Annotated in this window: 9 protein-coding genes; 2 read left to right on the top strand and 7 right to left on the bottom strand. The window is 45.2% G+C overall.

The window, feature by feature from the left end; translation table 11 throughout:
* Positions 1-59: 59 nt before the first annotated feature.
* Positions 60-3,176, bottom strand: coding sequence for a sensor histidine kinase (locus G395_RS0105965; RefSeq protein WP_026629219.1), 3,117 nt, complete (start codon positions 3,174-3,176; stop codon positions 60-62).
* A 322-nt stretch (positions 3,177-3,498) separates the two neighbouring features.
* Here G395_RS0105965 and G395_RS0105960 point away from each other — a divergent pair, with 322 nt between their 5' ends.
* Together G395_RS0105960 and G395_RS0105955 are read left to right on the top strand one after the other, a co-directional pair.
* Entirely contained in the window at positions 3,499-4,482 is a 984-nt protein-coding gene (locus tag G395_RS0105960) for a ScyD/ScyE family protein (RefSeq protein ID WP_026629218.1), read from the top strand.
* A 32-nt stretch (positions 4,483-4,514) separates the two neighbouring features.
* Positions 4,515-5,492 carry a c-type cytochrome gene (locus G395_RS0105955; RefSeq protein ID WP_026629217.1) on the top strand — a complete coding sequence of 326 codons (978 nt, stop codon included), beginning with the start codon at positions 4,515-4,517 and terminating at the stop codon, positions 5,490-5,492.
* Between the two features lie 74 nt (positions 5,493-5,566).
* Here the strand turns inward: G395_RS0105955 and G395_RS28755 are convergent, their stop codons facing one another.
* The 6 genes from G395_RS28755 to G395_RS32005 form a co-directional block, all read right to left on the bottom strand.
* Entirely contained in the window at positions 5,567-7,783 is a 2,217-nt protein-coding gene (locus G395_RS28755; protein ID WP_169720011.1) for a T9SS type A sorting domain-containing protein, read from the bottom strand.
* A gap of 741 nt (positions 7,784-8,524) precedes the next feature.
* The gene (locus G395_RS0105945) at positions 8,525-8,890 is read right to left on the bottom strand and encodes a hypothetical protein (RefSeq protein ID WP_026629216.1); all 366 of its coding nucleotides are present in this window, start codon (positions 8,888-8,890) and stop codon (positions 8,525-8,527) included.
* 239 nt (positions 8,891-9,129) lie between these two features.
* On the bottom strand, positions 9,130-10,671 hold the full coding sequence (locus tag G395_RS0105940; protein ID WP_169720010.1) for a T9SS type B sorting domain-containing protein: 1,542 nt from the start codon (positions 10,669-10,671) through the stop codon (positions 9,130-9,132).
* 378 nt (positions 10,672-11,049) lie between these two features.
* The gene (locus G395_RS28750) at positions 11,050-12,072 is read right to left on the bottom strand and encodes a hypothetical protein (protein WP_035360567.1); all 1,023 of its coding nucleotides are present in this window, start codon (positions 12,070-12,072) and stop codon (positions 11,050-11,052) included.
* Positions 12,073-12,126: 54 nt separating this feature from the next.
* Positions 12,127-13,205, bottom strand: a protein-coding gene (locus G395_RS0105930; RefSeq protein WP_374754373.1) for an IS3 family transposase whose coding sequence is annotated in 2 segments (ribosomal slippage) — positions 12,127-12,959 and positions 12,959-13,205 — 1,080 coding nt in all. Because the reading frame shifts where the segments join, the coding sequence is not laid out codon by codon here.
* Between the two features lie 57 nt (positions 13,206-13,262).
* Positions 13,263-13,457 carry a hypothetical protein gene (locus G395_RS32005; RefSeq protein WP_157486588.1) on the bottom strand — a complete coding sequence of 65 codons (195 nt, stop codon included), beginning with the start codon at positions 13,455-13,457 and terminating at the stop codon, positions 13,263-13,265.
* Positions 13,458-13,989 lie beyond the last annotated feature (532 nt).

Here is a 13,989-nt window from a genome sequence, read left to right as displayed (position 1 = left end):
GCAAAATTAATAATCGACTATCTTCTACTATATAGCAAATACTAGTCATCTTCAGCGGACTAAAATAGTAGCGTAATAGTTGTGCCCTCGTCAATGACGGAATGGATCGTAAGCAGACCATTCATCTGTGCCGCGCGCTGATGCATATTGGCTAGCCCATTACCTTTTCTGGCAAATTCGGGATCAAATCCGTTGCCATTGTCACGGATTGTCAGCTTTGTCTGGCTGCCTTCCTTCGTTGTAAATACTTCCACCGTGCTGGCATTTGAATATTTGGCAGCATTGTTCATCGCTTCTTTGAAGATCAAATACAGGTTCTTTCGCGTCTGCATATCCAATTTTTGGTTTTGGATCTGGCTATCTGCTTCAAAACTGAAAGCAAACCCTTTGGATTCTGCCAATGTGCTGCCGAATTGAAACATGCGTGCAAACACGTCCTCGATTTGGTCGCTGCCACCTTTCACACTCCATACGATATCACTCAGCCCTTCCTGAACCTGCTGGGCATTTTCCTTTATTTTCTGAACCACCTGCTGATGTTCGGTTTTCTCCATTTGCATCAGCAATGCCTGGCTGTAAAAAGTAATGCTGCTGAGCGTGCTCCCGATCTCATCATGCATATCTGCGCTGATTCCGTTGCGGATTTTTTGAATGTCCATGATCTGCCGGAGCCGGTTTTGATAAAAGAGATAAATCAGCAAGCCGATGCCCAGCAAACTGAATATGTAAAACCAAATTGATTTATACCAGGGCGCAACCACCTGGATCGATGATTTCCATTCCTGACTACTCCAATCCGCACCTCCCACAGAAACCTGCACTTTAAGCATGTAATTTCCGGGCGGCAGGCTGTTGAAGAGTAACTTATTTCCATTTTCAAACATTTGCCAGCGATCATCACCCCACCCTTCCAGCTTGTAGCGGAAGCGGTTTAATGAAGTATTCTGGTAATCCGGGCTCATGAATGCGAAGGCAAAAAGACGGTCTCCGGGGTTGAAGATGATCTGCTGACCAGCCTGATGCGTAGTAATCGTGTCGGTCTTGTTCCGACTGGCATCGAATTTAGCATAGGAAATAAGCTGCAACGCACGCTCTTTTTTTGAGCTTAAATCAAGCTGTTCCGGGTTGAATGCAACAACGCCGTTCAGGCCACCGAAGTAAAGTGTGCCGTCTCTCGCTTTCAGATAGGACCCATGATTGAATTCAAGGTGAGGCAGGCCGTCGGAAATCCCGTAGTTATGAAATTTCCGTGTTTTTGTATCAAATCGAGACAAACCTTTGTTCGTGCTCAGCCAAAGATTTCCCCGCTCGTCCGGCAAGGCAGCGTAGATATTGTTATCAGGAAGGCCGTCGTGCATGGTAAAAAGCTGTGTTTTTTTGCTATCTACGTCAATGCGAATCAGCCCTTGCCCGGTTGCCGCCCATAACGCATTTTCAAACCACACGGTGTGAAAAATTTGTAAAGCCGGAAGTTTGATCCTGTCTCCGATTGTCTGCCCATAATGTTCAAAAATGCTCGCATCCTGATTCAGAACATATAAGCCATTTGTAGTACTGACTAAAACACGGTTTTGCTTCCACCGCATAAAGTTGTTGACGCGTTCATTTTTGATATAACGCCCGGCTTTATCATTTAAAAGAACAGGTTTCAGATCCCGCGTACTGATTACGCCCATTCCACCCCAGGTGCCTGTCCAGAAAGTAGAATCATTGAGTTTATAAAAAGAAGTAAATCCTCGGCCGCTTACAAAAGGAAACTCGACCGCATGATAAGCCTCAGTCTCCGGATCTATTTTCAGGAACTGTGTGCCGTCCGTAACCGCATAAACGTCGTTTTTGGTAAAAAGAACCTTATAAGGAATCACCATTTCATTTGAAATCTTGGTCTGGCTGTGCAGCTGCATATGCCTGCTCAAATGCGTCGCGGGATCAATCTGATGAAGCAGATATTGCAAACCATCCCGGTTATACCCATAAGAACATGCCCAGATCATTCCGGAATGATCCTCAGTAATGCCTCTGACGCTGGTCCCGATATCGCTTGTTTTTTCCAAAGGCACACTCATGTATCGTCTGAAAATTTCTTCGGTGAGCGTAACCTTGATAAGCCCGTTGACGCCTGAAACCCAAAAACTGCCGTCCGTGCTCAGATAGGCCCCAAAGAAGAAAATATCTGCACCCGATTTTTGCAAAAGGAGTGTTGTCAGATTCGTGAACTGACCGGTCTTTTGATTTAAAAAACCAATCTCTTTTGAAGATTTATACCACTTGTAACTGTTTTGATAAGCATAGATAAAATCAGGTGCTATCGGGGAGGCCAAGTCCGTGAGCGGGCCGAATGTTCCCGCTCCGAAAGCGTATTTACGCATCCGGCATTTCTTGCTCGCTTTATGTCTGTAATATATTTGCAACGTGTCAGCGCCAGACTGCATAACATTGAAGACACCATATTGCCGGGAATCAATGCCCTGGCTCAACAAATTAGTTCTCTTTAACAAATGTGCGTTTCCATCCATTTCATCCAGAAACGTACTGTCACTAAAAGCGTATTGCCTATTATTTTTAATAACAAAAAGTTTAGTCACCTGACTTTCAATAGCCGCGGAACGCCCGGCTTCTGTTGGCGGGGTGTACAGGGCTTCGGGGATGTAATCTGCATTGATTTTTATAAGCTTCCCACGGGGTATCGACACCCAGCCATTCTGATCTCTGTCAAAGAAAACATCCAGATGCTGTTTTGAATCAACACTTTTAAAAGAAGCAGAAGGATTAATGGTCTTGCAGGTCAGGTTAAGGGGATTAATAATGCTGACACCGATATTGTGCGCCACCCAGATCTCGCCTTTTGGCCCCGTCTTGATTTGGTTAATCAGGGTCCCGCCACCGATGGAGCGGGTTAGCATTGCCGTAAAATTCTGAAAGCTATACCCATCATATCGCCAGAGCTCCTGGCCGGTGGCCACCCACATGAATCCCCGACCATCCTGGGTCAATGAACGCGTATTTCGACTGGGCAAACCTTGCTCCGGACCAAGCAACTGAATATTTACACGCGTTTGCGGTGCCTGTGCAAGGCAAATATTCGTAAAAATCAGGAATAGGAAAGGCAGCAGACCATACGAGTGGATTTTTATGCAAGACAAATTCAACTGGAACTGTAAAAGTCTTCGCAGCATGAAGAGACGGAAGTGAGGTAAGATGTATGTAACTAAAAGTAGATGCTTCGATTAAAAGACAAACAACCTTTTTTCTAACCCCCTGCAACAAAAGTGATTTGGAAATTAAATTGGCCGATATAGCAATAATTTGCTATTGTGCATTGGCGCGCTCCTATCGTCTTTTGCGCTAAGATTTTACTCAACGTTATTTTTCTAATCAGCATGTCGAATTCCGAGGTCTGTGAAAATGCTTCGCCAGCCTTTCTGTCAGGTTTTCCTTAGCCCGCGCAACCCAAAGCCCCAAAACCATCATCCATAAACAGCCTTAATTTCAAAAAAAATGAAAAAGTTAATTTACTCACTTTCAACATTACTGGTTTTCGCTTTCGTCCTGGCTTGTACAGATCACGACATTTTCGAGCCTGAACCGGAAACCTTGTTCTCAGAAATATTTGTAAGCGGGTTGAAATATCCGATCGGGCTGGCAGCCGATGATAAGGCAAATCTGTGGGTGACCGAAGCAGGATCTGGCAAGGGCAATGATGGCAGCGTTTCCATGATTACACCATCCGGTGTGAAAACAACGTTTGTTACCGGTCTGCAATCCCTGATGCGGGAAGGGTCAATAGAAGGAATTGCCCATTTGGCCTACCGCGCGGGAAAAATATATTTTTTGCACGGCTCCAATGGAATCCTCTACACAGCGGATGTGTCATCTTTCAAATCCGGCGATAGCCCCGTCGCGCTGGCCGACATCGACTCAGTAGATATTGGAAGCTATGTCGAAAGCCTGGCTTTGACCAACCCGATTAACTCAAACACATACCATTTTACATTTGGCCCTGACGATCATATGTACATTGTTGACGCCGGAAGCAATGCCATCATCAAAAGAGATAAGGTGACTGGCGCATTAAGTTTGTTTGCTAAAATACCCAATGTTGCGGCAGGCGTAGAGGCTGTGCCAACCGGCATTGTTTACGATGGAAGCAAATTTCTTGTAAGCACACTGACCGGTTTCCCTTTTTCACCAGGTAACGCAAAAATATTTGAGGTGAAAACCTCTGGAGCAGTAGATGTGTACAAGTCTAACTTCACGACGCTGACCGGCATAACACTTTCAGCCAACAAAAAACCCATCGTCATTCAGCATGGTGTTTTCGGAGCAATGGGATTTGGTGCTAAGTCTGGCAAAGTGCTCAATGAAGACGGTAAGGTATTGCTCGACGGTCTTTCACGGCCAACCGACATCATTCGTGGAAGCGGCCAGACCTACTATCTGCTTAGCTATCAGGACGGTTCAGTCAGCAAGCTGTCGTATTAAAATCTTTCACTTAATCTACAAAGACCATTCAAGTGAAAGCAATTAAAACCGTTGGTAAAATACTCGGCGCCCTGGCTGTGATCGTTCTGGCAGGCATCGTTTATGTGAAAACTGCGCTTCCCGATACGGGCCCCGCACCTGACATTAAAATTGAACGGACTGCGGCCCGTGTGGCGCGGGGAGAGTATCTCGCTAATCACGTGACAGTTTGTATGGACTGCCACAGCACCCGCGACTGGTCGCGCTATGCCGGACCGCCTTCGGGCGGATTTGGCGCGGGCGGCGAGGCCTTTACGCCGGATATGGGCTTTCCAGGCAAATTTTACGCACCCAATATCACACCCTATACACTAGCCGGATGGACGGACGGAGAAATTTTCCGTGCCGTCACAACCGGTGTTAATAAAGAGGGTAAAGCATTATTCCCGGTAATGGCCTACCACCGGTTCGGCCAGCTCGACCAGGAGGATATTTACTCGGTAATCGCCTACATTCGCGAACTGCCGGCCATAAAAAAGGATATTCCAGAGTCAGAACCCGACTTCCCTGTTAGTATCCTGATCAACACAATGCCTGAAAAGGCCTCGCTCACCAAGCGTCCCCCAGAAGCGGATCAGGTGGCTTATGGAAAGTATCTGATCACCGCGACCGGTTGCGTGGATTGTCATAGCAAAACGGAGAAAGGAAGTGTAATTGCGGGAACCGAATTTGGAGGAGGAATGGAATTTGCTGGCCCAAATGGCATTATGCGCTCGCCAAACATCACCATGCACAAGCAAACAGGAATAGGTAACTGGACAAAAGAAGCTTTTGTGGCCCGTTTTAAAGCATTCGTTGACAGCAATTACGTTTCTCCAAAAATGGCACCGGATGCCATTAACACACCAATGCCCTGGACCATGTACGGAGGGATGAAAGTAGAAGATCTTAATGCGATCTACGCTTATCTCAACACAGTAGAACGAATTGATAATCAGGTTGTGAGAATGGAAAAGAAGGCAGCCAAATAATCAATAAAATGCGCAATGCGGTTGAATCTCCATTCAACCACATTGCGCATTTTACCTGTCTGGCTTTTAAGTTCCTATCTGGCTATGAGCACCTTTTGCGTCCTGACCGTACCATCCGACTGAGTGATTGACATCACGTACATACCTTGACTAAGTTTCGAAACATCGATTCCATTGTGGAAATGTCCTTTGCTTTCAAATACTTTTGCTCCTGATACTGCATGTAATGTTACTTGCTTCACCAGTTCATCACTGCTGATCACGATCCGATTGCTCGCCGGGTTAGGATAAGCGGTGAGCGTCGATATTTTGTCAAAAGTAACACTGATAATTTTGCTTAAAGAGAAGGTTTTATCATGATCAATCATCCTGAGGCGATAAAAATTCCGATCTTTCACGGGAGCGTTGTGTTCGAATGTGTAGTTTGCCACAACGCTGCTTTCACCTTTTGCAACCACCGTTCCAACCAAATTCCATTTTTTACCATTGATACTATGCTCAATGTCGAAGCGGTCCGCGTTTGTTTCTTCGGCTGTCGCCCATTTCAGGGCTACATCATGTTCCAGGGCAGAAGCCTCAAATGTTATCAGCGTAACCGGCATTGCATCTGAAAATGGTAGAAAGTAATCTTCTACCTCTCCGTTGGTGGCCAAGCCCGTCATTCCGCCAGTCGTTAAAACGTCCGTTGTGAGCCGGAACCTCGCAAAAGTCCCTAGCCTGCTCTCAAATCCGCTCATTGTTACAGCCGGCCACACCAGTGTTGCCTCTGTACCAGCTGGGGCCAATGTTGTACAAACCCCTTCTCCCGGTTCAAAGGTGCCGTTATTGTTCCAGTCAATCCAGCCGCATAGATTCGCGGTCAGTGCTGTTTCGTTACGGGCCGAAACTTTGACCGTATAATTCGTAAATGAGCCGCTACCAGCCGCCGAAATGACTGGGAATGATGCAATTCCGTCCTCATCATCCGCGCCGGTGTTATCATCCCCTGTTGCAGGCGAATTTGTGTCGCCATCGGCATCGATATCAATCGTAGTTCCCAGTGTAAGAGCAGGGTTTACCTGATGAACTGCACCATTGTCTGCTGCTTTTGTGCCATAGGAAGCAGCTGCATCGCCATAATCATATCCTGCATTGACAAACTCGACATGCACGGTTTGACCGGCACCCACCGTGATGGTTGCATTGCGACTATCAAGGTTTGTGACTACCGAACCGCCCGCTGTGTTGATGCCGACCAGTTTCCAAGCAGGTTGTGTAGGGTTCTCCTCCACCCTGTAAGTTCCCGGGGCAACATTTAAAACGATACTGTTGGCAGTGCCCGACTGACGGACCTTATGGCTGTTCATCCAGGTGCCGTTTTCCCGGCGCTGAATGATTTGTCCGCGATCACTTGTGGGCACATCGTCTTCTGCATTCAGCGTCAAAATGGGTGTATCGCCGTCGGCCCCTGCTGATAAACCCGATGGGTTGCTTCCGAATCCGATACCACTGCTGCTCGGGTCAGCAACCCATACTCCGTTTTCCAGATAATAGCTCGTTGTCGAATTAACAGCCCAAACTTTACCGTCAGCTGCGACTGTAATATCCCTAAATGCCAAGGAAGGAAACGTTTGAGCAATCGTCGCGGCGTCCCCGGAAAATGTTACGCGGTATACTTCCCCGGCAAGTTCGCTAAGCACATATACGGAGCCGTCCGGAGCTACGTCAAGGCGAGTGCCGCAAATATTTGGATACTCGGTGAAAAATCCCGATCCTATACTACGAGCGAGGGTATGGCATCCAAAATTTCTCACCAATATAAATGCGTTTTGAATAGTACCTGCGGAAACGCCGACGTCCACAGCATTTATTGAAGCCGATAATAGTTGAAAAGTGTTTAAAGTGCTATTCCAGTTGAAAACAGCACCTTGGTCATTAATCAGCACTGACCTCCCATTCAGGTTCACATCGATTCTCGTGCCCATGCCTCCCGCCTGCACCCACGCTGAGGTACCAGCGTTTCTGTAATAAATGTTTCCGTTTCCTGTTCCCGATTCCGGAGCAGCGATTGCCCAGATGGTGTTATTTTCGCCCATGCCTACATCCCGCATGGAAATGAATGACGGATCATCATTCAATACAAAGGATGGGATGGACGGAATGTCCGTGAAAAAAGTAAAGTTGACACCGGGAGCAATTTCTGGTTGTGTTTTTTTTGAAACAACGATTATTCCAAAATCAGCATTTACCCTTGCAGTCTCATTCACTGAGCTGCCAGGAATTTTTTGCTGAGCACGAGAAACGGAAATCATGTTGACCAAAACCAATAACAAAATCAGTTTTTTGCCCATTAATAAAATTTGGTACTTAAAGTATAGAGCTTTCATATTGAGTAAAAAAAGGGTTGGGAATTTGAACGGCATTTGCCTTGAAGAAACAGCGTGATCTCAGCCTGCTGTGTAATTTTTTACAATGCTGACTCATCGCTGCAGCACAAATTTACCGCGTCAAAAGTTAGCGTGGTATAGCAAATAATTGCTATACAGCACTTTAAAAGGATTGCGGAAAATATAGGTCGTTATCAGACCCTGATCAGTGGGGATCATATGCATGTTCGATGGGACGAAAAATCTGATCAACATTAATTTCTTAATCCTGATGATAACAGCGCTGCGCAATCTTTTACATATGCAGCATATGCGCATCATGTTGTTAGACAATGGATGGCCTCACCCAGTCATAGAAACAATATTTAAGTGATACTTATGTTGAATAGGATGCGCGGCAAGACTATGCCAACAGCCATACAATATTCGACGGGCCCCCTATGCTAGCCTTGTTCAGAACTTTGGTAACGCGAATTGAGTGGAATTTAAGGTCTTGCAAGATTCGGACGTCAAGACATCATTGGTTTTGTCAATTTGGCATAATAAGTTTATCACGTCGGTTCACAGGTCAACGGATTTGCTCGTGTGTCAAAATACCCGAAGTTTTCTGAGAAGCACTGTTTGTTCTCTTTTCAAAAGGAGTTGGCATTAAATAAAAATCATCTCTTAGCTTGAAACCATGCAGTATTGCCCTTCTTGCCTACTTCCTGCACTTATCTCAAATCTTTTTTCGTTGATGTGATATCCCCCAACTGTTCCAGGATAGGTATGGAAGAGAATAATACCTTCGTTATTAAAATCCCTCGATAACTCACATTCATAATCCCCTTCAAAAACATTTGACCCATTTTGCCTTTTTACGGACATCATTATCTGAACCCTTAGTGCATTAATTTTTCGCACTTGGATCTGCCCAACCTGGGCCGAATCACGGGGGTTATAATGGTAAGTTGAATCCCTGACATCACTTGAAATATAAGTACAGTTTAAGGTGCTGCATTTGAAGTATATTGAACTTTGAGTGGTGTTCATCAGCTGTAAATCGACATTTGTCGCTACACTCCCAATTACGCATTAACGACGGTTTTCCTAAAATATTAAAGTCGTATTGTTCCAGCCCCGCAGATAAGATTCCGCGTGTCGGGTTATCAATTTCTATTGTACTTCACCTACCGTTTGCACCACAAAACCATTGCCGGGTTTCCGTGCTATGGGAACAGTGCTGCGCACCTCTTTTCTTCCCCTGAAATTAATATAGGAAGTAAAGGCTCTTAAAGTGTCAGTACCGTCCCGGTAAAAGTCCTGTCAGAACCATTTGAGAACTTCACGAGCATTCGGTAGGTAAAAACGCCGCGTGCAAAATTTCCTTTATACCGACCGTCCCACATAGCGTAACCACTACTAACATTGCCAGGCTCACTATGGTAAACGATTTCTCCCCATCGACTAAAAATGGCTATTTCCTGAATGTGAATAACCGCGGTTGAGAAGAATACAGCCCAGGCATCGTTTATTCCGTCACCATTCGGACTGAATGCAGACGGAATAAATATTTGTTGGCTACACGAACTGCTCAGATCAACGTTTTGCCGGGCGATGCAGCCATTCTCATCCTTGACTGTGACGACATAAGTACTGGCAGCAAGTTTTTCAAACAACGAGTCCTGCTGAAATTCAATACCATCGAGGCTGTAAACATAATTTTTCACTCCGCCCGCAGAAATTGCGATTGCCCCGCTGGCTAGCTCACATTCTGGTTGCTGGGTGTCAATATGGATAATAGTAGGCCCTTGGCTGTCGGCAACTACGACTTCCTTGCCGGCAGTACAACCGTCTTCGTCTCTGACAGATACCTTGTACCTACCGGATTGCAGGCTATCGAAGTAATTTAAGCTCTGCTCGGCTAAACCTGTGATGGAGTAAAGTAAAGCCCCGTTTCCGGTAACAGACGGCAATATCACTTTGCCATTTGGCTGGCCGCAATCCGTAGGTATTACTTCGATCTCGTTTAGCTGGAGTGTTCGGCTTTGCTTCAACGAAACAGTTTGCGAAACCATGCATTGCGCATCATCTCTCACAGCTACTGTATATTCACCCCCCGCAAGATTTTCAAACAGGTTATTTGTATCGAAATTTAATCCGTCTATGGAATATTTTAATGTACCATTCCCTCTATACGCGGCAATGCGCAGCGAACCGTCTGCATTCCCGCACCTGGGGGACACAGAATCGATGGCCGAAATCACTGGCGAGGGTTGTTGCTGTATTGTTACTTCTTTGGTTCCGAAGCATTCGCCGGCCTGCGTAGTCAGCAAGTAAGTTCCGGCTGCAAGATTGGTAAATGTCCCGGATGTCTGTAATTCACCATCGTCTAATTTGAACTGTACGGGATACCGTTCTGAGCCGCCTTCTCCGACAAGTGTCAAGGTGCCATCCTTTTTTCCGCAACTGGCTGGTGTGGTCTTTATATCAACTAGAATAGCCGTAACGATTTCTATGACGATGGGCGTCACCGAAGACTCGACTCCATTAACGCTTTGGGTCAGGTAAAACGTTGTGGTCTCGTGCAATGGCGCAGAATGGTAGGTGTTACCCTGGGCAAGACGCACACTCTTTGCTGCATCAGCGTACCAGGTGATATCTGTTCCGGTTACCGTAATGACAGGATCCGTTCCTAAACAGGCAACATCCGAGGATTGCAACCGGATCGAATCGGAAATTGCGTGATGGCTGATATAGGGGCAGGCGTTGCCGAGATCTGATCTTAACGCATCAGAATGAGCAAGAACCGGCAAAGTTAGTGCCAGAAGCATTAGGTAGAGGTTAATTTTCCCAATACGGATCATATCGATCATTTCTATTGCCAATCATCGAATACTGAACAAATGAATAAGCTAATAAATTTAAAACAACTGTTTCTGTCCGGATACATATCAGTTCTGCTTTATGCTTGTCAAGCGAAAATAAAACATCTGCATTCGGAGATAGAGGCTCTATTTCCGCTCAAAAATCAAAGACCACCCGGGTGAACCAGGCGGCCTTTTACTCAATCTTTGCAAACAAATCCGGCGACCTACTTACGTTTTATTCATTCAAACAATGATTTATATATCAACGCAATACACATTGCCGGACACTTGCTTTCAGAATTTATGATTCAATCCCAGATTGATCAAATAAGACTGATCGTTCTACTTTAAAATAATCCTGGTTTTTTGAGCATCTAGCTTGGAACCCTGAGCAGGGATAGCATGAAGGTAATATACGCCTCGCGGCAGATCTGCCACCGACAGGCTGACCTTGTTGCCGTCAACAAATGCTTTGCGTTCGTAGAGCTCACGGACAGAAATCGATTTCACAGGATTGGTCGAATTTTCCCGATACATATTCAGGGCGGCGGGCAAAAAATCGATCTTTTCAGCATTATTTAATTCAACTAGCACGACATCCTGTGCGGGATTGGGTGATACGGATTTCAACATACCTCCACTGGCAGGGATATAAAAGCAGTACGGAGTACCGGTACCGCAACTGTTGGTCCCAGACACACAGATGCTGGCCCCGGATGTAGTCGTGATATATGCATCTCCACTATTCTGAATAATGGAAGCGGATCCGGATGCAACGCTAAACGAATATGTTACCGCCGGAGCTTCCGAAATTTGGCTGAACTGCCACATATTCGAACCTGGATCAAATAACCAATAGATTGGGTTCTTTATCGTAGGTGCTCCAAGACTTCCGGTGCTGGCCAAAGTTTGCAGGTTGCTGCATGAGGCGACCACTGCGCGTGCTGAGTATGTTCCGCTAGAGCTGTTTGCGATAGTCACGCTCGATGATGTTCCCGGCGGCGATGTAAATGAACTAGACCCATTCACAGTAACTCCACCAGTCGTCTGCCATAGTATACTCATAGGTTTTGTGCTTTGTAAACCGTAGGTGCTGGTAGCTGTAAACGTGGCGGAGTTACCGGCGCAAATGTTAGTTCCTGTGATTGCTGGGACAGATGGCTTTTGCTTGATATTGATCGACATCACGGCGCTGGTGTACGGGTACGGGGGCAGCACGTAGACAACAGAGATAAAGCCGTCGCCTTTATTGGGGTCGAGCTGCACCGTCTGAATGTAATCTATTCCTCCAACCGCAGATCTTGTAAAGGTTGAGCTGCTGCCCCAGATGACACCATACGGCGTTGGAAAAATTGGGACTGACACTGTAATGGCGCTCGTGTGTTATTCCCTCTTTTGTGATCAATTTCTGAACAGAGCTTATCCCGTTTGTTTAAACTCATCTGGTGTTAAAAAGCCAAGTGCTTGATGTGGTCTTTGCGTATTGTAATCGTTGATCCAGTGGTCAACCACTTCCCGAACTTGCGGCAAACTTCGAAATAAATAGGCATTGAGAACCTCCCGGCGAAAAGTGCCATTAAATCGTTCGATGTACGCATTCTGTGTCGGTTTACCAGGCTGTATCCAACGCAGTTCTATTTCATTTGATTCGCACCATTCCGTCAACGCTATGCTAATAAACTCGGGTCCGTTGTCGCATCGTAAGCAACTTGGTTTGCCATGTGTTTCAATTGCTTGTTCTAGAAGCCGGACAACCCGCCTCGCAGGTAGAGAAAAGTCAATATCTATCCCCAGTGCTTGCCGATTGTAATCATCCAATACATTCAATGTACGAAAACGACGTCCATCTTTCAATACGTCAGACATAAAGTCGAGTGACCAAACTTGATTAATCCCAGTGGGTTTTGCCAAGGGGTGTCGGACTCGGTCCGGTAGCCGCTTTTTCTTTCGTCTAGGTAAATTCAAGCCTAATTGGCGGTAAATGCGCCAAATACGCTTATGATTGTAAGAATATCCTTGTCTGCGTAGTCGATAACGAATCTTCCAAAAACCCCAACCAGGATGACGTTGTGCAATAGCTTGAACGGCCTGTTCAACTTCATTATCAGGTTGACGCTTGGATTCATAAGCAAACATTCGTCGGCTTAATCCTGCTAATCGACAAGCTCGTTGCTTGCTGAAAGCTTTTGTTTTGACAATCCAATGCGCAAACTGACGACGTTGAGCAGGCCCTACCACTTTTTTTTCAGCGCCTCTTTTACTACCTCATGTTCCAAACTCAACTCTGCATACATTTTTTTCAACCGCCGATTTTCCTCCTCGAGGTCTTTCATGCGTTTCAATTCCGAAACCTCCATGCCACCATATCGTTGTCGCCAGTTGTAAAAAGTGGCTTCGCCGATTCCGTGCTCACGGGTAATCTGAACAACTGTTTGTCCGTTTTGCTGCTGCTTTAGAATGGCCACAATCTGGGCCTCGCTAAATCGATTCTTCTTCATGTTTCTTTCCTTTTATGAAAATATAATCGGAAAGCTCCATTTATTCAACGATCACTTTTAGGGGAAGCTTACACTCGTACCACAATCTACCCAGACGGTTTGGTTATGTGTGTAGGTAGTGCCACCCTCCACTTGATTGGTACTCGTGTTGAAGAAACCGCCAATTCTAATGTAAGGTGGCGTAATAGGTTGCGCAAGCAATGCGCTGGCTGTAAAAAAAATGCAGCAGACAAAAAGGAAAAGCTGTTTCATTGATGAACGATTTATGGTTGAGAATAGATTAAATGAAGCCTTGATTTTACTGTATATGTTTTGAATTGATTGTAGCTATTTTATTTCCTAATCAAAGCAGTCCCAAAAACATATCAATTGGATATGCATTATGAAATAACATTTCATAATGGAATAAAAAAAAGGATATAAATAGGAGTGTATTATCTGAGACTTTACTTCCAGGCAAATATTAATTGCGTATTTGCTATTTTATCAGCGCACCAGCAATTACCATTTGGAATTGGTTTACAACACGATCGATTTGATTGCAAAAACAGTTTCTTTCACTAAACCGAATCAATAAAACCGTAAAACTATTTGGTAGATTTTCACAAAACATTTACTCCCTGTTTTGAATGGGATAATAAATATCAAATAGCTTTCTAGAATTTTGGGGTACCGTAATATTAATCGTTATAATTTAAGAAAGCAAATTTTATTTACATTTTTTGTAAAAAAAATTCTAGTATTATTTGAGCGTAGCACCGCCCAACTGCACTCGACTATAAGA

Origin of the sequence: Dyadobacter alkalitolerans DSM 23607, from assembly GCF_000428845.1 — a bacterium.
GTDB lineage: Bacteria > Bacteroidota > Bacteroidia > Cytophagales > Spirosomataceae > Dyadobacter > Dyadobacter alkalitolerans.
Note: the sequence above shows the minus strand (reverse complement) of the source record. Positions and strands in the feature narration are given on the sequence as shown.